This window comes from Microbacterium bovistercoris (assembly GCF_003387575.1).
Classification (GTDB): domain Bacteria; phylum Actinomycetota; class Actinomycetes; order Actinomycetales; family Microbacteriaceae; genus Microbacterium; species Microbacterium bovistercoris.
The window spans coordinates 204,307-226,332 of record NZ_QUAB01000041.1; the positions used below are offsets into that span (position 1 = coordinate 204,307).

Annotated in this window: 20 protein-coding genes, 1 tRNA gene and 1 other RNA gene; 10 read left to right on the forward strand and 12 right to left on the reverse strand. The window is 69.3% G+C overall.

Features of this window, described 5'->3' with window-relative positions; translation table 11 throughout:
• Entirely contained in the window at positions 1-387 is a 387-nt protein-coding gene (locus DY023_RS10080; protein ID WP_116242193.1) for an RDD family protein, read from the reverse strand.
• 163 nt (positions 388-550) lie between these two features.
• Here DY023_RS10080 and glnA (DY023_RS10085) point away from each other — a divergent pair, with 163 nt between their 5' ends.
• Both glnA (DY023_RS10085) and DY023_RS10090 read left to right on the forward strand, forming a co-directional pair.
• Entirely contained in the window at positions 551-1,975 is a 1,425-nt protein-coding gene (gene glnA, locus DY023_RS10085; RefSeq protein ID WP_116242194.1) for a type I glutamate--ammonia ligase, read from the forward strand.
• A gap of 78 nt (positions 1,976-2,053) precedes the next feature.
• Positions 2,054-2,851: an LLM class F420-dependent oxidoreductase gene (locus DY023_RS10090; protein ID WP_116242195.1), complete on the forward strand. Its 798-nt coding sequence runs from the start codon at positions 2,054-2,056 to the stop codon at positions 2,849-2,851.
• 47 nt (positions 2,852-2,898) lie between these two features.
• On the opposite strand, the gene DY023_RS10095 is transcribed toward DY023_RS10090, so the two are convergent.
• Genes DY023_RS10095 through DY023_RS10115 form a run of 5 tightly spaced genes read right to left on the reverse strand, consistent with a single transcriptional unit; the run spans position 2,899 to position 8,263 of the window.
• Positions 2,899-3,306: a DUF1579 domain-containing protein gene (locus DY023_RS10095; RefSeq protein ID WP_116242196.1), complete on the reverse strand. Its 408-nt coding sequence runs from the start codon at positions 3,304-3,306 to the stop codon at positions 2,899-2,901.
• Positions 3,303-3,734 (reverse strand): cupin domain-containing protein, encoded by a 432-nt coding sequence (locus tag DY023_RS10100; RefSeq protein ID WP_116242197.1) that lies wholly within the window; start codon positions 3,732-3,734, stop codon positions 3,303-3,305. Before DY023_RS10100 ends, DY023_RS10095 begins: the two co-directional genes overlap by 4 nt.
• A 17-nt stretch (positions 3,735-3,751) precedes the next feature.
• Positions 3,752-6,727, reverse strand: coding sequence for a bifunctional [glutamine synthetase] adenylyltransferase/[glutamine synthetase]-adenylyl-L-tyrosine phosphorylase (locus tag DY023_RS10105; protein ID WP_116242198.1), 2,976 nt, complete (start codon positions 6,725-6,727; stop codon positions 3,752-3,754).
• A 3-nt stretch (positions 6,728-6,730) separates the two neighbouring features.
• Positions 6,731-8,068 (reverse strand): type I glutamate--ammonia ligase, encoded by a 1,338-nt coding sequence (gene glnA, locus DY023_RS10110; RefSeq protein ID WP_116242199.1) that lies wholly within the window; start codon positions 8,066-8,068, stop codon positions 6,731-6,733.
• A gap of 3 nt (positions 8,069-8,071) precedes the next feature.
• Positions 8,072-8,263 carry an SPOR domain-containing protein gene (locus tag DY023_RS10115; RefSeq protein WP_116242200.1) on the reverse strand — a complete coding sequence of 64 codons (192 nt, stop codon included), beginning with the start codon at positions 8,261-8,263 and terminating at the stop codon, positions 8,072-8,074.
• Positions 8,264-8,332: 69 nt separating this feature from the next.
• On the opposite strand from DY023_RS10115, the gene ppgK reads away from it, so the two are divergent.
• Positions 8,333-9,079, forward strand: coding sequence for a polyphosphate--glucose phosphotransferase (ppgK, locus tag DY023_RS10120; protein WP_116242243.1), 747 nt, complete (start codon positions 8,333-8,335; stop codon positions 9,077-9,079).
• A gap of 59 nt (positions 9,080-9,138) precedes the next feature.
• Here ppgK and rnpB read toward each other — a convergent pair.
• An RNA gene (gene rnpB, locus DY023_RS10125) (RNase P RNA component class A) lies at positions 9,139-9,523 on the reverse strand.
• Between the two features lie 14 nt (positions 9,524-9,537).
• The gene (locus DY023_RS10130) at positions 9,538-11,253 is read right to left on the reverse strand and encodes a bifunctional 3'-5' exonuclease/DNA polymerase (protein WP_245958656.1); all 1,716 of its coding nucleotides are present in this window, start codon (positions 11,251-11,253) and stop codon (positions 9,538-9,540) included.
• 77 nt (positions 11,254-11,330) lie between these two features.
• On the opposite strand from DY023_RS10130, the gene DY023_RS10135 reads away from it, so the two are divergent.
• Complete coding sequence (locus DY023_RS10135; protein ID WP_116242201.1) at positions 11,331-12,170, forward strand: aldo/keto reductase; 840 nt, start codon at positions 11,331-11,333, stop codon at positions 12,168-12,170.
• Positions 12,171-12,307: 137 nt separating this feature from the next.
• Here the strand turns inward: DY023_RS10135 and DY023_RS10140 are convergent, their stop codons facing one another.
• The 3 genes from DY023_RS10140 to DY023_RS10150 all read right to left on the reverse strand — a co-directional run bounded on the left by DY023_RS10140 (position 12,308) and on the right by DY023_RS10150 (position 13,536).
• Entirely contained in the window at positions 12,308-13,042 is a 735-nt protein-coding gene (locus DY023_RS10140; protein WP_116242202.1) for a zinc ribbon domain-containing protein, read from the reverse strand.
• Between the two features lie 23 nt (positions 13,043-13,065).
• Entirely contained in the window at positions 13,066-13,461 is a 396-nt protein-coding gene (locus DY023_RS10145) for a YchJ family protein (RefSeq protein WP_116242203.1), read from the reverse strand.
• Positions 13,461-13,536: transfer RNA gene (locus tag DY023_RS10150), tRNA-Val, on the reverse strand. Before DY023_RS10150 ends, DY023_RS10145 begins: the two co-directional genes overlap by 1 nt.
• A gap of 153 nt (positions 13,537-13,689) precedes the next feature.
• Between DY023_RS10150 and aceE the strand changes: the two genes are divergently transcribed.
• The 6 genes from aceE to DY023_RS10180 all read left to right on the forward strand — a co-directional run bounded on the left by aceE (position 13,690) and on the right by DY023_RS10180 (position 21,279).
• Positions 13,690-16,416 (forward strand): pyruvate dehydrogenase (acetyl-transferring), homodimeric type, encoded by a 2,727-nt coding sequence (aceE, locus tag DY023_RS10155; protein ID WP_116242245.1) that lies wholly within the window; start codon positions 13,690-13,692, stop codon positions 16,414-16,416.
• A 7-nt stretch (positions 16,417-16,423) separates the two neighbouring features.
• Positions 16,424-17,641, forward strand: a complete 1,218-nt coding sequence (locus DY023_RS10160; RefSeq protein ID WP_116242204.1) for a PucR family transcriptional regulator — start codon at positions 16,424-16,426, stop codon at positions 17,639-17,641.
• An 85-nt stretch (positions 17,642-17,726) separates the two neighbouring features.
• On the forward strand, positions 17,727-18,647 hold the full coding sequence (locus DY023_RS10165) for an ACP S-malonyltransferase (protein ID WP_116242205.1): 921 nt from the start codon (positions 17,727-17,729) through the stop codon (positions 18,645-18,647).
• A complete protein-coding gene (locus DY023_RS10170; protein WP_116242206.1) occupies positions 18,644-19,645 on the forward strand; it encodes a beta-ketoacyl-ACP synthase III in 1,002 nt (333 codons plus the stop codon). The genes DY023_RS10165 and DY023_RS10170 overlap by 4 nt, the downstream gene beginning before the upstream one ends.
• A gap of 64 nt (positions 19,646-19,709) precedes the next feature.
• A complete protein-coding gene (locus DY023_RS10175) occupies positions 19,710-19,958 on the forward strand; it encodes an acyl carrier protein (protein WP_116242207.1) in 249 nt (82 codons plus the stop codon).
• A gap of 79 nt (positions 19,959-20,037) precedes the next feature.
• Positions 20,038-21,279 carry a beta-ketoacyl-[acyl-carrier-protein] synthase family protein gene (locus tag DY023_RS10180; RefSeq protein ID WP_116242208.1) on the forward strand — a complete coding sequence of 414 codons (1,242 nt, stop codon included), beginning with the start codon at positions 20,038-20,040 and terminating at the stop codon, positions 21,277-21,279.
• Positions 21,280-21,334: 55 nt separating this feature from the next.
• On the opposite strand, the gene yczE is transcribed toward DY023_RS10180, so the two are convergent.
• A complete protein-coding gene (gene yczE / locus DY023_RS10185) occupies positions 21,335-21,991 on the reverse strand; it encodes a membrane protein YczE (RefSeq protein ID WP_116242209.1) in 657 nt (218 codons plus the stop codon).
• Positions 21,992-22,026: the final 35 nt, after the last annotated feature.

Consider the following 22,026-nt stretch of genomic DNA (forward strand, 5'->3'; position numbering starts at 1 on the left):
TCAGGCCCTGATCAGCACCAGGCCGGATGCCTTGTCGTGCAGGCCGCGCTGGTCGGCATCCCAGATCACCGCGGGGATGACGACGACGAGCAGCAGTGTGCGGATGATCGGACGCCACAGACCCGACCAGCCGCCGCCGAGGCGGATCACACGCATGCCCAGCATCCGGTGCCCCGGGCTGCCGCCGGCGGTCGGGATGAACAGGATCTGCAGCACGGCGAACACCATCATCGGCGCGAACTGCCGCCATCCGGCCTCCGCGGGCAGATCGAACTGGTTGTAGCCGAGGAAGCCGATCGCGATGATCGTGGCCGCCGCATAGTCGATCAGCAGGGCGCCGATCCTGCGACCGACGCGGGCGATGCTCCCGGGCCCCGTCTGCGGCATTCCGAGGCGCTCTCCGGGGTACGTGTTCACAGCATCCGTCACGGTTCCAGCTTAGGCGTCGCCTGTAACATGCTCGAAACACGGCAGACACGGCGGGGAAACCGCCTCTCCGTAATCTGCCTCGTGGGCCAAGTCCCCCGAATCCCTTCCACAGGAGTGCTACATGTTCAGTGAACCGTCCGAGCTGATCGCCTACATCAAGGAGAACGACGTCAAGTTCCTTGACATCCGTTTCACCGACCTGCCCGGTGTGCAGCAGCACTTCAACATCCCGGCCGCCACGGTCGATGAGGACTTCTTCCGGGACGGACAGCTGTTCGACGGCTCCTCGATCCGCGGCTTCGCGTCGATCCACGAGTCCGACATGCAGCTCATCCCCGATGTGACCACGGCGTACATCGACCCGTTCCGTGAGGCCAGCACGATCGTCATGGTCTTCGACATCTACAACCCCCGCACCGGCGAGATCTACAGCAAGGACCCGCGTCAGGTCGCGAAGAAGGCCGAGAAGTACCTCGCATCCACCGGCATCGCCGACACCGCGTACTTCGCGCCCGAGGCCGAGTTCTACATCTTCGACGACGTGCGCTACTCGGTGACCGCCGGCGAGAGCTTCTACAAGGTGGACTCCGAGGAGGCGGCATGGAACTCGGGCCGCGAGGAGGAGGGCGGCAACCTCGGCAACAAGACCCCCTTCAAGGGCGGCTACTTCCCCGTCGCGCCGGTCGACAAGACCGCAGACCTCCGCGATGACATCACCCTGCGCCTGATCGATGCCGGCTTCCACCTGGAGCGCTCGCACCACGAGGTCGGCACCGCCGGTCAGCAGGAGATCAACTACCGCTTCGACACGATGGTGCACGCGGCCGACGACATCCTGAAGTTCAAGTACATCGTCAAGAACACGGCCGAGGAGTGGGGCAAGACCGTCACGTTCATGCCGAAGCCGCTGTTCGGCGACAACGGCTCCGGCATGCACACGCACCAGTCGCTGTGGCTCGAGGGCAAGCCGCTGTTCTTCGACGAGAACGGCTACGGTCAGCTCAGCGACACCGCTCGCTGGTACATCGGCGGCCTGCTCAAGCACGCGCACGCCGTGCTGGCCTTCACCAACCCGACCCTGAACAGCTACCACCGCCTGGTGAAGCACTTCGAGGCGCCGGTGAACCTGGCCTACTCGGCCGGCAACCGCTCCGCAGCCATCCGCATCCCGCTGACCGGCTCGAACCCGAAGGCCAAGCGCATCGAGTTCCGCGTTCCCGACGCCTCGGGCAACCCGTACCTCGCGTTCGCCGCGCAGCTGATGGCCGGCCTCGACGGCATCCGCAACCGCATCGAGCCGATGGAGCCCATCGACAAGGACCTCTACGAGCTGCCTCCGGAGGAGGCCAAGAACATCCCGCAGGTGCCGAACTCCCTGCTGGACTCGCTCGAGGCGCTCCGCGAGGACCACGACTTCCTGCTCGAGGGCGGCGTGTTCACCCAGGAGCTCATCGACACCTGGATCGACTACAAGTACAACAACGAGATCCTGCCGATGGCGCAGCGCCCGCACCCGTACGAGTACGAGCTGTACTACGGCGTCTGATCCGTTCGCCGAACACACACGAATGCCCGCTCCCTTTCCGGGGGCGGGCATTCGCGTAACGTTCCCGTGGAGGAACACATGACACCTGAACACCGCCCTGTGCGCATCGGCGTGCAGATCCAGCCGCAGCACGCGCCCTACGAGAAGTTCCGAGACACCGCAGCCGCGCTCGAGGAACTCGGCGTCGACGTCCTGTTCAACTGGGACCACTTCTTCCCGCTTCGCGGCGAACCGGACGGCATGCACTTCGAGTCATGGACGATGCTCGCGGCCCTCGCTGAGCAGACCAGCCGCGTCGAGATCGGCGCCCTGGTGAACTGCAACAGCTACCGCAACGCGAACCTGCAGGCGGACATGGCTCGCACGATCGATCACATCAGCGCGAAGGGCGGTCAGGGGCGGTTCATCTTCGGCACCGGGTCGGGCTGGTTCGAGCGCGACTACGACGAGTACGGTTATGACTTCGGCACGGTGGGCAGTCGCCTGGACGCACTCGCCAGGGATCTTCCCGTCATCGAGGACAGGTGGGCGAAGCTGAATCCGCCGCCCACCCGAACCATCCCCGTGCTCATCGGTGGTGGGGGCGAGAAGAAGACGCTGCGAATCGTCGCACAGCACGCGGACATCTGGCATTCGTTCAGTGACGCCGCGACTCTGGAGCGGAAGCTCGGGATCCTCGCCGAGCACGGACGCGTCGTCGGCAGGGACACCTCGCAGATCGAGATCTCCACCGAGATCGGCAACCGCAGCCTCCACGAGGTCGAGCAGCAGTACGCCCTCGGTGCGCGCCTCTTCACGATCGGCATCTCCGGCCCCGACTACGACATCACGCGCGTGACGGACTGGCTCGCCTGGCGCGACGACAAGAACCGCTGACCGTCGCCGAGGCCGGGCAACACGATGCGCCGGTCCTTGAGACCTGGTTAACCCCGCCGGTACACGCCCGCGACGAGCGGCTGCAATTCTCCGTCGCCGGACGCCGCGGCGAGTCGCATCGTCAGAACTTCACCGTCGGATGCGAGGACCATGACGTTCCTGCCCCGCTCCGAGCTCCGCTCGAGGACGAGTTCACCGTCGGTCCAGGTGGCGGTGCCCGGTGACGCGGGGACGAACCCGTAGGAGTCGAACCACCACCAGCCGTCGCCGAGGACGACGCCGTGGCCGGCCATCGCACCGTCCGCGCGGGTCTCGGAGTAGTCGATGATCAGCGCATCGCCCGGCCCTGGCGCGAGATGCAACGACGCCTGCGCGTGTCCCGCCGGCGTCCACGCCGTCGCGAAGACCTCCTCCTCGCCCGTCCATCGGCCGTGGAGTTTCTCCAGCCGGCTCACCACGGCATCGGCCGTTCCGGAGCACGTGTGCCGTCATTCGGCATGTGCGGAAGTTCCTCGCCTCCGGCACGGATGCAGAGCCAGCGCAGTTCCCCGGGGCTGTCGGGCAGCGCCCGCCAGGTGCGCCAGGTGTTCTGGCCGACTCGGACGACCGAGCCGGGACCGACGTCGACGACGTCATCGTCGAGGCCCATCTGACCTCGTCCCTCAAGGAACACGTAGAGCTCCTCGACACGGCTGTGCGCGTGCCAGTACCCGGCCTCCTCCCCCGGCACCAGCGCGTTGGCGGTCATGCCGATGTACTGCATGGTCAGCTCGTGGTCGACGACCCGTCGGCCATCCCGCGACCGGCTCTCGTCGAACCCGCCGAAGTGACCTCTCCAGTCGTCCAGACCGCCGATCTGGGTGACCTCGTAACCCTCGCTCATCCCGCATCCTCTCTCGGTCAACCGTAGAAGTTCTTCTCGAAGACCCGCCGGGCGCGTCGTGTGACCCCCAGATACTCCTCGTCGAGCTGCGTCGCGGACCTGTCCGGATAACCGAGGAGCCGGGCCACCGCGTCGAGTTCCCGGCGGTCGGCCGGGAGTACGTCTGTCGCCTTGCCCGTGTACAGCGTGATCGCCGATCGCAGCCTGCTGGAGAGCAGCCACGCCTCGCGCAGGCGACTGACGCCGGATGCCGGCAGCAGCCCCGCATCCTCCGCTGCGGTGAGCGCGCCCAGGGTCGACGTCGTGCGGAGTCCCGGGATGCGGGATGCGTGCTGCAGCTGCAGCAGCTGCGCCATCCATTCCACATCGCTGAGCGTGCCGGGGCCGAGCTTCAGATGCCTGCGGGGGTCAGCGCCCTGCGGGAGGCGCTCGCCCTCGACCCTGGCCTTGATCCGCTTGATCTCGCGAACCTCCTGCAGCCCGATCGACTCCGGATAGCGGATGCCGTCGGCGAGCTCGGTGAAGCGGGCGATGAGCTTCGCGCTGCCTGCGATGCCCCGTGCGCGCAGCAGCGCCTGGGCCTCCCAGGACAGCGACCAGCGCCGGTAGTACTCCGCGTAGGCGTCGAACGAGCGCACCAGCGGTCCGTTGCGCCCCTCCGGTCGCAGGTCGGCGTCGAGTTCGAGCGGCAGCCGGTGATCAGTGAGGTGCTCCCGCAGGCCGGCGACGATCCGCGCGGACAGCTGCTGGGCGGTGTGCGGGTCGACGCCGTTCGCGTCGTAGACGAACAGCACATCCGCATCGGATCCGAACCCCAGCTCCGCGCCGCCGAAGCGTCCCATCCCGATGACCGAGAAGTCCAGCGCATCGTGCTCCGGCGGAACGACCTCACGCCGCACGGCGCGGAGCGCCGCCTGGATCGCCGCCTCGGTGATGTCGGTGAGCGCCTGAGCGACCTCCTCGATCGTGAGCACGTCCAGCACCGCGCCCATCGCGGTGCGCAGCAGCTCCCTGCGGCGCAGCGCACGGACGGCCTTCGCCGCATCTGCGACCGTCACGTGCCGGGTCTGGATGGCCTTCGCCTCGTCGTCGAGAGCCTTCGCCGAGCGCGGGCGCAGCTGCCCCTCGCTGTCCAGCCACGCGACGGACTCCGGGATCCACTCCATCAGCTCGCCGATGTACTTCGAGCCGGACAGCACGCGGGTGAGCCTCTCCGCCGCGCCGGCGGAGTCGCGCAGCATGCGCAGGAACCACGGGGTGTCGCCGAGCCGCTCGCTGATGCGGCGGAACGCGATCAGCCCGTAGTCGGGATCGCTGCCGTCGGCGAACCAGCGCACCATGATCGGCATCAGCGATCGCTGCACCACCGCCTTGCGGCTCAGCCCGCCGGTGAGCGCGCCGATGTGCCGTAGCGCTCCGGCCGGATCGCGGAAGCCGATGGCCGCCAGACGGTCGTGGGCCTGCGCCGCCGAGAGGGTGCGCTCCTCCTCGGGGAGCGCAGCCACGGCGCTGAGCAACGGCCGGTAGAACAGCCGCACATGGAGCTCGCGCACTTCGCGCCGGATGGCCTCCCAGCGCTGCCACACGCCCTCACCGGTGTCTGCGAGCCCGGTGGCGCGGGCCAGCACCCGCAGCCCGGCATCCGTTCGTGGCATGAGATGGGTGCGCCGCAGGTCGCGCAGCTGCAGACGATGCTCCAGCAGGCGCAGCATCCGGTAGTCCGCGCCGAAGACCCCGGCCTCTGAGCGGCCGATGTACCCGCGATCGCGGAGCGCGTCCAGCGCTTCGAGCGTGCCGCGCACCCGCAGCGACTCGTCGGCGAGGCCGTGCACGAGCTGCAGCAGCTGCACGGTGAACTCGATGTCTCGGAGGCCACCCTCACCGAGTTTCAGCTGATAGGCGGCGTCCCCCGGGTCGATGTGCGCGGTGACGCGCTCGCGCATCTGCTGCACGCTGTCGACGAAGTCGTCGCGCGCGGCGCTCGACCAGATCAGCGGCTGCACGGCGGCGAGATACTCCTCGCCCAGCACCGGGTCGCCGGCGAGCGGTCTGGCCTTCAGCAGCGCCTGGAACTCCCAGCTCTTCGCCCAGCGCTCGTAATACGCGAGGTGCGAGGTGAGCGAGCGCACCAGCGCACCCTGCTTGCCCTCCGGGCGCAGCGCGGCATCGACCTCCCAGAGTGGAGGCTCCACCTCCATGCCCGAGAGGACCGTCATGACATCGCGGGCGAGGCGGGTGGCGTGATCGAGCGCGCGCGATTCGGCGAGCACCTCGTCGTCGGCGGTGCCTGCCACGAAGATGACGTCCACGTCGCTGATGTAGTTCAGCTCGCGCGCTCCGGCCTTGCCCATGCCGATGATCGCGAGGCGCGTGGCCTGCACCTCGGCGAGCGGGACGCTCTCGGCCAGGCGGGCTCTGGCGACGGCGAGTGCGCCTTCCAGCGCCGCCCCTGCGGCATCCGCCAGCGCCGCGCAGACCTCGTCGATGAGCCCGACCGGATCGGCGGACATCACGTCGACGAGCGCGATCTCGCTCAGCGCACGGCGGTACGCCACGCGCAGGGCGATCACGGCATCCTGCCCTCCGTCGGACGCGACGCCGTCGCGGGCATTCACCGCCTGCAGCATCCGCTCCCGCAGCGCCTGGGAGTCCGGTACGACTGTCGCCTCGTCTCGCAGCACCGTGAGATGCTCCGGATGCCGCAGCAGGAACCCCGCTACGCCGGAGGACGCGCCCAGCAGCCGCCAGGCGCGTGATCGCGCATCGGGATCGCCCAGGAGCGGGGCGAGATCGCCCGGCGCGCGCCGGGCGATCCGCAGCAGTCCCTCCAGCGCTCCGTCCGGGTCGGCGGCGATCGCGCCCTGGAGGAGCGCCGCCCGCGAGAATCCGGTCAGCTCCGCGAGCTCCTCCAGCGCCGCCGACGCCGTGCTCAGCTCGGCGAAGCCGAGCCGGGCGAGCGCCGACAGCGAGACGGACTCGTCCTGGCGGGCCATGGATCAGAGCAGCTCGAGGTTGCTCTTGAGCTCGAACGGCGTGACCTGACCGCGGTACGCCTCCCACTCCTTGCGCTTGTTCAGCAGCACGTAGTTGAACACCTGCTCGCCGAGCGTCTCGGCCACCAGCTCGGAATCCTCCATGAACTCCAGTGCGTGGTCGAGGCTGGCCGGCAGCGGCTCGTAGCCCAGCGCCCGGCGCTCGGCGTCGCTGAGCGTCCAGACGTTGTCCTCCGCCTCGGGAGGCAGGTCGTACTCCTCCTCGATGCCCTTCAGGCCGGCTGCGAGGATCAGCGCGTACGCCAGATACGGGTTGGTCGCCGAGTCCAGGCCGCGGTACTCGACCCGCGAGGACTGGCCCTTGTTCGGCTTGTACATCGGCACGCGGACGAGGGCGGACCGGTTCTGGTGTCCCCAGGTGACGAAGCTCGGTGCCTCGCCGCCGCTCCACAGCCGCTTGTACGAGTTGACGAACTGGTTCGTCACCGCGGCGATCTCGTTGGCATGCCGCAGCAGGCCGGCGATGAAGTGCCGGCCGGTGCGGGAGAGCTGGTACTGCGCGCCTTCCTCGTAGAACGCGTTCACGTCGCCCTCGAACAGGGACATGTGCGTGTGCATGCCGCTGCCGGGGTGGTCGCTGAGCGGCTTGGGCATGAACGTCGCGTACACGCCCTGCTCGATCGCGACCTCCTTCACGACGGTCCGGAACGTCATGATGTTGTCCGCGGTGGTGAGTGCGTCGGCGTAACGGAGGTCGATCTCGTTCTGACCGGGGCCGCCCTCGTGGTGGCTGAACTCGACAGAGATGCCGAGGTCCTCCAGCATCCGCACCGCGCGGCGACGGAAGTCGTGCGCCGTGCCGCCGGGAACGTTGTCGAAGTAGCCGGCGGAGTCCGCCGGGATCGGCCCCTCCGGGCCGATCTGCGAGGACTTCAGCAGGTAGAACTCGATCTCAGGATGCGTGTAGAACGTGAACCCGGCATCCGCCGCCTTCGCGAGCGTGCGCCGCAGCACGTGCCGCGGATCGGAGACCGCGGGCTGCCCGTCGGGCGTCGTGAGGTCGCAGAACATGCGAGCGGTGGGATCGATCTCGCCGCGCCAGGGCAGGATCTGGAACGTCGTCGGGTCGGGCTGCGCGAGCAGATCGGACTCGAACGAGCGGGTCAGGCCCTCGATCGCAGAGCCGTCGAAGCCGATGCCCTCGGCGAACGCGCCTTCGACCTCTGCCGGCGCGATCGCGACCGATTTCAGCGTGCCGATGACGTCGGTGAACCACAGGCGCACGAACTTTACGCCGCGCTCCTCGATGGTCCGCAGCACGAAATCACGCTGTTTGTCCATGTGTCAGTCCCAGCCGTTCTCGGCCGCTTCTTCTTCGGCCCACTTGTTCGAGCGCTCGACCATGACCTCGGGAGCGCGCGCAGCCTCGGCTGCGGTGTCGAACGGGCCGACCCGGTCGTACGACGCCGAGATCATGCCGTACTCGACCTGCTTGGTGGTCAGGTTGTACCAGTACTTGTCGTCACCCTCGGGCATGGCCCCATCCCTTCGTCAGCCGTTGTCACGATCCTAACGTCGCGACGCACTCTCGCTAGGCTTATGACCATGGCAAAAGCGATCGGCGTCGACATCGGCGGCACGGGTATCAAAGCAGGAATCGTCGACCTCACGCACGGCACCATGGCGTCTGATCGCGTGCGTGTGCCCACGCCCGAGGGTGCGGCGCCCGAAGACGTGCTCACGGCAGTGAAGACCGTGCTCAAGACCCTCGACGTGCATGAGTCCACCCTTCCGCTCGGCGTCGCCTTCCCGGCGATCGTCAAGCGCGGCAAGACGCTGTCGGCGGCCAACGTCTCGAAGACCTGGATCGACTTCGAGGCGGAGCAGTTCTTCCGCGAGGGTCTGGACCGCAACATCGTCTTCGTCAACGACGCGGATGCCGCCGGCGTCGCGGAGGCGCGTCACGGCGCGGCGCGCGACGTCATGGGCCTCACCCTGATGACCACGCTCGGCACCGGCATCGGCTCCGCATTCCTGCACGACGGCGTCCTCATCCCCAACTCCGAGCTCGGCCACCTCAACTTCGGCACCTACGCATCGGTGGAGACCTGGGCCGCCACTTCCGCGCGGGAGCGCGAGGGCCTGACATGGGCCGAATGGGCGGAGCGCCTGCAGGCCTTCTACTCGCACATCGAGTTCCTGTTCAGCCCGGACCTTTTCGTGGTCGGCGGAGGCGTGTCGAAGAACGCCAGCGACTTCCTGCCCCTGCTCGACCTGAAGACCCCGATCGTTCCGGCCATCCACCGCAACAACTCCGGCATCATCGGAGCCGCGTCGCTCGCCGGCGACTGAGCACGAAGACAAGCGCCCCGGCATCCGTCGATCGGATGCCGGGGCGCCGTGCTGTGAGGTGAACGGGCCGGCCTGTACGCCGGGTTCTGTCCGGGGGCTTGCGCCCCGTGGACGGTCATCTCTCTCGGCGACACGTTGCCGTGCCGCTCCAGCGGCCTACCCGAGGACTCGGCGAGCCGCGTCAACATCCTCTGTCTGGCCTTGCTCCGGGCGAGGTTTACCTGGCGGGCCGTGTCACCACGGCCCCCGGTGGTCTCTTACACCACCCTTTCACCCTTACCCCTCCGGACCCTTCGACAAGCTCAGGGACCCAGGAAGGGCGGTCTGCTCTCTGTGGCACTGTCTCGCGGATTGCTCCGGGTGGGTGTTACCCACCGCCCTGCCCTGTGGAGCCCGGACGTTCCTCGGTGCGGTCACCCGCAACGCGACCGTCCAGCCGACCCGTTCACCCTTCGATTCTAGGCGTCTTTGCCCGCGTCCTCCGCGATGCGCAGATCGAGCGGGATGTCGATGTCGAAGCCGGGGAACAGCCGTGCGGTGGCTGCGTCCGCTGCTGCACGGACGATCTCGGCCGCGGCATCCGCCTGCTCCGCAGGACAATGCACGATCACCTCGTCGTGCAGGAAGAACGCCAGGTGCGCGCCGTGCTGGAAGACCGGGCCGGATGCCGATGCCGGCGAGCCGGCGGGCGGCAGGGCGGACAGCCGGTGCCGGATCTCGGCCAGCCACAGCAGGGACCACTCCGCGGCAGTGCCCTGGACGACGAAGTTGCGGGTGAAGCGCCCGCGGTCGCGCGCCCGGCTGCGCGCTCGGCGCTCCTCGGCCCCGCCCGCGCTCGGGTCGCTCGCCCGGGACTGCGTGGCGCGCCATTCGTCGGACGGCGGCGGCGAGCTGCGGCCGAGCAGCGTCGACACGACGCCGCCCTCCTCGCCGGTGCGCGCGGCGCGGTCGACCAGAGCCATCGCCGCCGGGAACACCTTGCGCAGCCGCGGCACCAGGCGCCCGCTCTCGCCCGTCGTCGCCCCGTACATCGCGCCGAGCACGGCGTACTTCGCCTCGGACCTGGTCGCCACCGCGCCGGAGCGCACGACACCCTCGTAGAGGTCGGCGCCGCGGGCGGCCGTCGCCATTGCTCGATCCTGCGACATCGCGGCGAGCACCCGGGGCTCCAGCTGCGCGACATCCGCGAGCACGAACCGCCACCCGGCATCCGCACGGACGGCGGGACGCAGGCTGCGCGGGATCTGCAGCGCTCCCCCGCCGCTGGACGCCCAGCGGCCCGTGACGACCCCGCCGGTGAGGTAGATCGGGCGGAACCGGCCCTCGTGCACCCACTCGCGCAGCCAGGCCCAGCCGTTCGCCGTGTGCAGTCGAGCGAGCTTCTTGTAGGCCAGCAGCGGAGCCACGGCCGGATGCTCCTGCTCGGCGAGCTCCCACCGCGACGTGGACTCCACGAGGATACCGGCGCGGTGCAGCGACCGCAGCAGGCGTGGCGGACTGTCGATGGGCACGTCGCGCTCGCCGAGCTGCTCACCGACCTCCATCGCCAACTGCGCCATCTTCGCCGGGCGCGCACCGGTGAGCGGCCGAGGACCGAGGGCGTCTTCGAGGATCCGCTCGTGCGCGGCGACATCCCAGGGCAGGCCCGCTGCGGTCATCTCCTCCGCGATCAGCGCCCCCGTCGACTCCGCCCTGCACAGCAGCTCGAGTCGGGCATCCGCGGCGCGGCCGAGCGCGGCGCGCTGGCGCGCCCACTCGGCGAGCAGCTCATCTATGCCGTCGCCCTGATCGACCCCGGCGTCGACTTCGAACAGCGCCTGCGGGCGAATCTCCGCGGACTCGGTGCGGACCCAGCGTGCGGATGCCGGAACCGGCTGCGACAGCGACGCGGTGTCGCGCAGGATGGCGTGGCACAGCAGCAGATCATGCGCGCGGCGCAGCCGGATGCCGGCGGCCAGCAGTGGCGGGTAGGCCTCGCGCAGCGCGCGCACGACCCAGAGCGGCGTGCTGCGCTCCGCACGCGCCACGACCTCGTTCAGCTCGGCGAGGGCGCAGCTCTCGCGGGAGAACTCGGCTCCCTCCTCGTCGCAGTGAACGAGAACCCAGGAGCCTTGTGCGTCGCGGCCGAGCACGACGGCCGCAGTGCGCAGGTCCGTCGCATCCGTTCGTTTCACGTCTCGACGTTACGCCAGACCGGCGACACCGACGCGCGAGCGTCTAGCGTTGAAGTCACACGACAGAGGGAGCCATCATGACCGACTCGTCCACCTTCACCGCACACAACGGATTCACCCTGCCGGTGCAGGGGCTCGGCACGTACAACCTCCGCGGCGAGGCCGGAGCCGACTCCGTGCGTCAGGGAATCGAGCTCGGCTATCGCCTGATCGACACCGCGTTCAACTACGAGAACGAGGGCGCCGTCGGCTGGGGCGTCGCCGGCGCCGCCGTCGACGCCGCCGAGCTCATCATCACGACGAAGCTGGCTGGCCGGCATCACGCCGCCGAGCGGGCGCGCACAGCGCTGGAGGAGAGCAGGTTCCGTCTCGGTGTCGACCAGATCGACCTGGTGCTGATCCACTGGCCGAACCCGAGCACAGGCCTCTACGTCGAGGCCTGGCAGGCACTGATCGACGCCAGAGACCGGGGGCTCGTCCGGCAGATCGGCGTCTCGAACTTCCTCCCCGAGCACCTCGAGCGCATCGAGCAGGCCACCGGCGTGCGCCCGGTGGTCAATCAGATCGAGCTGCATCCGCACTTCCCGCAGCAGGAGGCGCTCGCCTATCACCGCGAGCAGGGCATCCTGACCGAGGCATGGAGTCCGATCGGGCGCGCCCGCGACGTGCTCGACGAGCAGACGATCATCGACATCGCGACCGCGCACGGGGCGACACCGGTGCAGACCGTGCTCGCCTGGCATCGCTCACGCGGCGTCGTCGCGATCCCGAAGGCCGCCGACCCCGCGCACCAGAGCCAGAACCTCGCCGCGAACGACATCGTGCTGACCTCGGAGGAGGTCGAGCGGATCACCGCACTCGGACGCGCGGACGGCCGGCTGTTCGGCGCCGACCCGCGTACGCACGAGGAGCAGTGACGCGTCCGTCCGAGTGAGTTCCCGAGATCTGGGCGAGTTCTGCGCGAGATCCCGGGTTCTGCACGAGACCGACGTCACGCGCGTGGGTTTCGCGCAGAACTCAGGGGCTCGCCGCGACGGCAGACACCCGTCGACGTCTAGAGCCCTGATTCGTCGGTGCGCACCAGGATCGCGCCGCACTCGGGGCACGACACCACAGCGTCCTCCGGCTCACGGCGGATGGCGGTGAGGTCGGTGCCCGACAGCACCATCCGGCATCCTTCGCAGGTGCGCGCGCGCAGCAGCGCGGCCGCAGGAACGGTCCGCTCTGCGCGGCGGTCGTAGTCGGCCAGCAGATCGGCGGGGATGCCGGCGGCGACGGCGGCGCGGTCACGGGCGAGCTGCTCGCCCTCGGCCTCGGCGGCGGCCATGTCGGCCTTGGCCTGGCGGGTGAGCTCGCCGCCCTCGGCGCTGGTCGCGTCGATCAGCGCCTGCTGTGCGGCTACGGCGGCCTCGGCCTCCTCGACGGCGCCCATGCGCTCCAGCTGCACGTCCTCTAGTGCGCTGAGGCGCTGGCCGAGGCTCGCGATCTCCTGCTCGAGGGCGACCGCGTCCTTGGGGTTCGTGACGGTCGTGAGCCGTTCGGCGTCGCGATCGCGACGCTGCTCGGCGAGCGCGACATCGGATTCCACGCGGGTGAGCTCCGCCTGCGCGTCATCCCGCACACCGGCGAGGGCGGTCAGCTCGCGAAGCTGCTCCTGCCGCTGCGCGGCGAGCTCGGAGATACGGGCACCCTGCGACGGGTTCTTCGCGGCCTTCGCAGCCCGCGCGATACGCAGGTCGAGATCGGCGATGTCGAGCAGGGCGCGCTGGCTTTCGGGATTCGCGTTCACGGAGTCAAATGTATCCCGCGTCGTCAGCCGACGTCGCCGTCGAGATAGAACCAGTCCCGCCCCTCGCGCACGAAGCGGCTGCGCTCACGGAGCTCACCGCGCCCGGACTCGTCGCGATAGGCCGCGACGAACGCGACGGTCCCTTCGGTGTCGAACGGTCCGCCGCCCTCCTTGGCGGTGATCTCCAGCCACAGCCAGCGCGTGTGCGGATCCGGATCCAGCACGTCAGGGCGCGCGGACGGATGCCACGACCTGAGCAGGTACGGCGCATCGCCGATCGCGAACGCCGAGAACCGCGAGCGCATGAGGCGCTCCGCGGTCGGGGCGGGGGCGCCGGCGATGATCGGCCCGCAGCACTGACCGTACGTGCTCCCGCTCGAGCACGGGCATCGATCGGAATCTGAGGGTCTGGTGCGCATGGTGCGCCCAGAGAGACTCGAACTCCCGACCCACACGGTGTAAACGTGTTGCTCTACCAACTGAGCTATAGGCGCGCTCCTCCCACTTTAGCCAGGTTCACGGTGCTCCATGACGTCGCCGCGGAGGGATAGGCTGAGCACAGTGCGCGTTGTGTGAAGCCGACAAGGCTCACCGATGCGGCGTCCCGTTCCCTTGGCATGATCTGCCATCACGACGAAAGGTCGACCGTGACCGTTCACGATCAGGATCCGTACTCGCAGGGCCCGCTCGACAGCGACCCCGAGGAGACCGGCGAGTGGCAGCAGTCCCTCGATGAACTCGTCGAGGCGAAGGGCCACGGCCGCGGGCGAGAGATCATGCTCAGCCTGCTGAAGCGCTCGAAGGAACTGCACCTCGGCGTGCCGATGGTCCCGACCACGGACTACATCAACACCATCGCCGCCGAGAACGAGCCCGCGTTCCCCGGCGATGAGGAGCTCGAGCGCCGCTACCGGCAGTGGATCCGGTGGAACGCCGCGATCACGGTGCACCGCGCGCAGCGGCCCGGCATCGGCGTCGGCGGGCACATCTCCACGTACGCCTCCGCCGCCTCTCTGTACGAGGTCGGCCACAACCACTTCTTCCGCGGCCAGGACCACGCCTCCGGCGGCGACCAGATCTTCTACCAGGGCCACGCCTCCCCCGGCATGTACGCCCGCGCCTTCCTCGAAGGCCGTCTCACCGAGACGCAGCTCGATGCGTTCCGCCAGGAGAAGTCCGGCGCCCCCAACGGCCTGCCCTCCTACCCGCACCCGCGGATGATGCCGGAGTTCTGGCAGTTCCCCACAGTGTCGATGGGTCTGGGACCGATCAACGCGATCTACCAGGCGATGACCAACAAGTACCTCGCCAACCGTGGCATCAAGGACGTCGCCGACTCGCACGTCTGGGCCTTCCTCGGCGACGGCGAGATGGACGAGGTCGAGTCGCGCGGTCAGCTCCAGGTCGCGGCGAACGAGGGCCTCGACAACCTGACCTTCGTGATCAACTGCAACCTGCAGCGTCTGGACGGTCCGGTCCGCGGCAACGGCAAGATCGTGCAGGAACTGGAGAGCTACTTCCGTGGCGCCGGCTGGAACGTCATCAAGGTGGTCTGGGGCAGGGAGTGGGACGACCTGCTCGCCCGCGACACCGAGGGTGCGCTGCTGAACCTCATGAACGTCACCCCTGACGGTGACTACCAGACCTACAAGGCCGAGAACGGCGCCTATGTCCGCGAGAACTTCTTCGGCCGCGACGAGCGCGCGCTCGCCCTGGTCAAGGACTACACCGACGACCAGATCTGGCGCCTGCGTCGCGGCGGCCACGACTACCGCAAGGTGTACGCGGCCTACAAGGCCGCCATGGAGCACAAGGGGCAGCCGACCGTCATCCTCGCGAAGACGGTCAAGGGCTACGGTCTCGGGCCGCACTTCGAGGGCCGCAACGCGACCCACCAGATGAAGAAGATGACGCTGGACGACCTCAAGCTGTTCCGCGACACCATGCACATTCCGATCACGGATGCGCAGCTCGAGGCCGACCCGTACCGCCCGCCGTACTTCCACCCTGGAGAGAACGACGAGACGATCCAGTACATGCTGGAGCGTCGTCGCGACCTCGGCGGTTTCCTGCCCGAGCGCCGCACCACGCATGTGGGACTGGAACTGCCCGACGAGAAGGCGTACTCGCTGCCGAAGAAGGGCTCGGGCAACCAGGAGGTCGCCACGACCATGGCCTTCGTGCGCATGGTCAAGGACCTCATGCGCGTGAAGGGCTTCGGCGAGCGGATCGTCCCGATCATCCCGGACGAGGCCCGCACGTTCGGCATGGACGCGTACTTCCCCACCGCGAAGATCTACAACCCGAACGGCCAGAACTACACCTCGGTCGACCGGGAGCTGCTCCTCGCCTACAAGGAGAGCCCGCAGGGTCAGCTGATGCACGTCGGCATCAACGAGGCCGGCGCGACCGCCGCGTTCACGGCGACGGGCACCTCGTACGCCACCCACGGTCAGCCGCTCATCCCGCTCTACATCTTCTACTCGATGTTCGGCTACCAGCGCACCGGCGACGCCTTCTGGGCGGCCGGAGACCAGATGGCCCGTGGTTTCGTGATCGGCGCCACGGCCGGACGCACCACGCTGACCGGTGAGGGCACCCAGCACGCCGACGGCCACTCGCCCCTGCTCGCCTCGACCAACCCCGCGACGCTCGTCTACGACGCCGCGTACGGCTACGAGGTCGCGCACATCGTGCAGGCCGGCATCGAGCGGATGTACGGCGGCACGCACCCCGACCCGGACGTCATGTATTACCTGACGGTGTACAACGAGCCTATGCGCCAGCCGGCCGAGCCGGAGGACGTGGACGTCGAGGGCATCCTGAAGGGACTGCATCGCGTCTCGGTCGGGACCGGTGAGGGCCACCGCGTGCAGCTGCTCGCCTCGGGCGTCGGTGTGCCGTGGGCCATGGAGGCTCAGGAGCTGCTGCGCGAGGACTGGGGCATCTCGGCCGACGTCTGGTCGGTGACCTCGTGGAACGAGCTGCGCCGCGACGGCCTCGCCGCCGACGAGCACAACTTCCTGCACCCCGAGCAGGAGCCGCGCACCGCGTACCTCACCGAGAAGCTGCAGGCGGCCTCGGGCCCGGTCATCGCGACCAGCGACTACATGCACGCCGTGCAGGACCAGATCCGCCAGTGGGTCCCCGCGCCCTACTACACGCTGGGTGCAGACGGGTTCGGCTTCGCCGACACCCGTGCCGCGGCGCGCCGGTTCTTCAAGATCGACGGCCCGTCGATGGTCGTCCGCACCCTCCAGGCGCTGGCCGACGAGGGCAAGGTCGAGCGCTCGATCATCGCTCAGGCCATCGCGAAGTACGACCTGTACAACGTGAACGCGGGCACCAGCGGGAACGCGGGCGGCGAGAGCTGAGCGCCGAGTGACAGCGACTCCTGCGCCGGCCGTCGACAAGGCAGCGACGCTCGCCTGGCTACGCCGGATCTCCGGCGACCTGGCCACGGCGACGATCAAGCGCCTCGAGGAGACGCTGCCCTGGTACGCCGACATGCCACCGGCCCGACGGTCCTCCGTCGGGCTGGTGGCCCAGGCCGGCATCACCTCGTTCATCCAGTGGTACGAGGATCCGACGTCCACGGCCTGGATCGGCGCGGACTTCTTCGCCGCCGCTCCGCGCGAGCTGCTGCGCAGCGTCACCCTGCAGCAGACGCTGCAGCTGATCCGCGCGACGGTGGACGTCACCGAGGAGCGCGTCGCCGGTAAGGACGAGAGCGTCCGTGAGGCGATCCTGCTGTACTCGCGCGACGTCGCCTTCGCCGCAGCGGACGTGTACGCACGCGCGGCAGAGTCGCGCGGGTTGTGGGATGCCAGGCTCGAGGCTCTCGTCGTCGACTCGATCCTCACCGGCGAGGCCGACGAGGAGCTGCCCAGCCGCATCGCGGCCCTGGGCTGGCACGGTCATGGCGAGGTCAGCGTGATCGTCGGCACGACGCCCGCCCAGTTCGACGTCGACACGGTGCGCCGCACCGCCCGCAAGCTGGCCGTCGACGTGCTGATCGGCGTGCAGGGATCACGGCTCGTGCTCGTCGTGGGGCGCGCCCGCCTGCCCGGGCGCGAGGAGCCGACCGACGAACTGCCCTTCGAGGAGATCGCCGGCCGGCTGGAGCCGTCCTTCGGCCCCGGCTACGTCGTGCTCGGCCCGCCCGTCGCGGCCCTGGTGGATGCGGGCCAGAGCGCCAGAGCCGCTCTCGCCGGCTTCGCCGTCGCGCGCGCCTGGCGCGGCGCTCCCCGTCCCGTCGAGGCAGACGACCTGCTGCCGGAGCGCGCGCTCGCGGGAGACGCCCTGGCGAAGCAGACCCTCATCGAGCGGATCTACCGCCCGTTGCAGTCGCACTCCCCCGATCTCGTGACCACGCTGTGGAGCTACCTCGACAACGGCCGGTCCCTCGAGGCCACCGCTCGCGAGCTGTTCGTGCACCCGAACACCGTGCGCTACCGGCTGAAGCGGGTCAGCGAGGTGATCGGCTGGGACGCGACGGGTCCTCGCGAGGCGCTGATCCTGCAGACCGCACTCATCCTCGGCTCGATCGGCACCGCGGAGCCCGTCCGCCGTCGCCCGCTCGGACGTCGCCCGCGCTGACAGCTGTGCGCCACGCACAAACGAAACGCGGATTGTTGTGAGAGATCATCCACCGTCTCCGCGTGATCGTTGACAGAATGGGTGAGTGATCGTCGTCGCCTGCCCTGGACAGGGCTCTCAGACCCCCGGCTTCCTCTCCCCCTGGCTCGAACTCGACGGTGTCGCCGAGCAGCTCGCGGCCTACTCCGAGGCCGCCGGCGTCGACCTGGTGCAGCACGGCACCACCTCCGATGCCGAGACCATCCGTGACACGCAGATCGCTCAGCCGCTGATCGTCGCCGCCTCCCTGATCGCCGCGACCCAGCTCGAGAAGCGTGCCGGCCGTCGTCCCGGTGCGGTCGCCGGCCACTCCGTCGGCGAGTTCGGCGCCGTGGCGATCGCCGACGTCCTCAGCGACGTCGACGCGGTGCGTCTCGTCGGCATCCGCGGTCGCGCGATGGCGGATGCCGCAGCGCAGACGCCCACCGGCATGAGCGCGGTCCTCCGCGGCGACGAGGACGAGGTGCTCGCACGCCTCGCGGAGCTCGATCTGACGCCCGCCAACTACAACGTGGCCGGCCAGATCGTCGCCGCCGGCGCGCTCACCGCACTGGCGCAGCTCGCCGAGGACCCGGTCCCCGGCACGCGGGTCATGCCTCTCCAGGTCGCCGGTGCCTTCCACACCTCCTACATGGAGCCCGCCGTCGAGACCCTGCGCTCCGCGGTCGCCGACGTCACTGCGGCAGACCCGCAGTCGACCCTGTGGTCGAACCGCGACGGCGCCGTCGTCGCGTCGGGCGCGGACGCCGTGGATCGCCTCGTCACCCAGGTGTCTTCGCCGGTGCGGTGGGACCTGTGCATGGCGTCGTTCGCCGAGCACGGGGCGACCGGGTTCATCGAGCTCGCCCCCGCAGGCGCCCTCGTCGGACTCGCCAAGCGCGGGCTGCCCGGCGTGCCGAACGTCGCCGTGAAGACCCCGGAAGATCTCGACGCGGCGGTTGCGCTGCTGAACGGAGAAGCAGCATGACTCCCATCCTCGCCCAGACGACCGGCCCCGCGTACACGCGTATCTACTCCTACGGCGCCGCCCGTGGCGAGAACGCCGTGCCGAACGACGACCTGATCGGCCCGATCGACTCCAGTGACGAATGGATCCGGCAGCGCACCGGCATCGTCACCCGCACCCGGGCCGTCGCCGAGACCGACGCGATCGATCTGTCGACGCTCGCCGCAGCGGAGGCCATCGAGAAGTCGGGCGTCGCGCCCTCCGACATCGACCTCGTCATCGTCGCGACGATCAGCAACCCGAAGCAGTCGCCCTCGGTGTCGGCGATCGTCGCCGACCGCGTCGGTGCGAACCCTGCGGCGGCCTACGACATCAACGCCGCATGCGCGGGCTACGCCTACGCGATCACCCAGGCCGACGCACTGATCCGCAGCGGCGCAGCGCGCTACGCGCTCGTGATCGGCGCGGAGAAGCTCTCCGACATCGTCGACCCGGCCGACCGGAGCATCTCGTTCCTGCTCGGTGACGGCGCCGGCGCGGCGGTGGTCGGTCCCAGCGACACCCCGGCGATCTCGCCGGCCGTGTGGGGCTCGGACGGCAGCAACGCCGAGGCCGTGGGCATGAACCACACGCTCACCGAGTTCCGTGACGGCGCCGCCCCCTGGCCGACCCTGCGCCAGGAGGGTCCGAAGGTGTTCCGCTGGGCCGTCTGGGAGATGGCGAAGGTCGCCCGCGAGGCGCTGGACCGCGCCGGCATCGAGGCCGCCGACCTCGCGGCATTCATCCCGCACCAGGCCAACATGCGCATCATCGACGAGTTCGCCAAGCAGCTGAAGCTGCCCGAGACGACCGTGATCGCACGTGACATCGAGACCACGGGCAACACCTCCGCGGCATCCATCCCGCTCGCCACCCACCGTCTGCTGCAGGAGCACCCGGAACTGTCGGGTGGTCTCGCGCTGCAGATCGGGTTCGGCGCCGGTCTGGTGTTCGCCGCCCAGGTCGTCGTCCTCCCCTGAGAACGCGCCGCCGTTCCCTAGACTGTTCCCGGTTCCGAATACCATCCCAAGAAAGAGGAAAGAAATGGCTCTCACCAACGACGAGGTCCTCGCAGGCCTGGCTGAGCTCATCACCGACGAGACCGGCATCGACGCGTCCGAGGTCGCCCTGGAGAAGTCGTTCACCGACGACCTCGACATCGACTCGATCTCGATGATGACGATCGTCGTCAACGCCGAGGAGAAGTTCGGCGTGACCATCCCCGACGACGAGGTCAAGAACCTCAAGACCGTGGGCGACGCCGTCAGCTTCATCGTCGCCGGCGCGGAGTAATTCCCGTGGATGCCACCCCCGCGCATCCGCGGGGCGTGGCATCCGCCGTCCCTGAACGATCCCCACGAAGGAACCATCCATGACCAAGCGCATCGTCGTGACCGGTATCGGCGCCACGTCGGCACTCGGAGGCACCGCTCCCGAGAACTGGGCGAACCTGCTCGCCGGCGTCCCCGGCGCGCACACCCTGCCCCACGAGTGGATCGAGACGTACCAGATCCCCGTGAAGTTCGCCGCCGAGGCCACCGTCCGCCCCGAGGAGGTGCTGCCGCGACACGAGGCGAAGCGCCTCGACCCGTCGACCCAGTTCGCGCTGATCGCGGCACGGGAGGCGTGGGAGGATGCCGGATCGCCCGAGATCGACCCCGAGCGCCTGGGTATCGACTGGGCAACCGGGATCGGTGGCGTCTGGACCCTTCTGGACGCCTGGGACACGCTGCGCGAGAAGGGCCCCCGTCGGGTCATGCCGCTCACGGTCCCGATGCTGATGCCGAACGCGGGCGCGGGCAACCTGTCGCTGCACTTCGGGGCCAAGGCTTTCGCCCGCACGGTCGTCAGCGCGTGCGCCTCCAGCACCGAGTCTCTGGTGAACGCCTACGAGCACCTGCAGGACGGCCTGGCCGACGTGGTGATCGCCGGTGGTGCCGAGTCGGCGATCCACCCGATCACGATGGCGTCCTTCGCCTCGGCGCAGGCGCTCTCCCGTCGCAACGACGACCCCGAAGGCGCGTCGCGTCCGGGTGCCGTCGACCGGGACGGCTTCGTCATGGGCGAGGGCGGCGCGGCGCTCGTGCTCGAGACCGAGGAGCACGCCAAGGCCCGCGGTGCGAAGATCTACGCCGAACTCGTCGGCGGCGGCGTCACCGCCGACTCGTACCACATCACGGGCAACGACCCGACGGGCGCGGGAGCCGCACGCGCGGTCGAGGCCGCACTGGAGCAGGCGGGCGCCACGCCCGACCAGGTGACGCACATCAACGCGCACCTGACCTCGACGCCGGTCGGCGACCCGAACGAGTACGAGGCCCTCAAGCGCGTCTTCGGCGAACGGATCGACGAGATCCCGGTGTCGGGCACGAAGGCTTCGACCGGTCACCTGCTGGGTGGCACCGGCGCACTCGAGGCGGTGTACACCGTGCTCGCGCTGCGTGATCGCGTCGCCCCGCCGACCATCAACATGACCGAGCAGGATCCGGCCGTGCCGTTCAAGCTCTCGGGTGAGCCGCAGCCGCTCGGCGAGGGCCCGCAGCTCGCCATCAGCAACTCGTTCGGCTTCGGCGGTCACAACGCGGTCGTCGCGTTCCGCAGTTACGACGCCTGACCCAAGGTCTGCATGACGACGCCCCCGGGGATCCCCGGGGGCGTCGTCGCATCCGTCAGCGCGAGGCGAGCTCGCGGGTCCTCGCCTCCCGCATCCGGGTGAGGCGCGGCAGGAACCAGCCGATCAGCGGGCCGACGCCGAACGCGAAGAGCACGGTGCCGACGCCCACCGGGCCGCCGAGCAGGAACCCGATCACCAGGACGCTCCCCTCGATCAACGTGCGGACGACCCACACCCGCCACCCCGTGCGGGCGACCAGCCCGGTCATCAGGCCGTCCCTCGGGCCCGGTCCGAAGTCCGCCGAGATGTAGAGGCCGGTCGCGAAGGCGAGCAGTACGAGTCCGAACAGGAAGAGCGGCACGCCCACCCACAGCGAGGTCGCGGCGGGGACGAGCCACAGCGCCAGGTCCGCGCTCGGTCCGACCAGCAGGGCGTTGAGTACTGTTCCCAGGCCCACGCGCTGCCGCAGCGGGATCCAGAGCAGCAGGACGACGACGGCGGTGAGGTTCGTCACCAGCCCGTATCCGAGACCGGTGCTCCCTGAGATGCCCAGCGACAGGACGTCCCACGGCGCGACGCCGATGCCTCCGCGGATCATCAGGGCGAGCGCCACACCGTAGAGGAAGAGTCCGGCCACCAACTGCAGCAGGCGCTCCACGAGCTCCCTGTGGCTGCCTGCAGAGATCGGCAGCAGGATCGATCGGAGGTTCATCCATTCATGCTCGCGGATCCGCGTCGGTTGCGGAT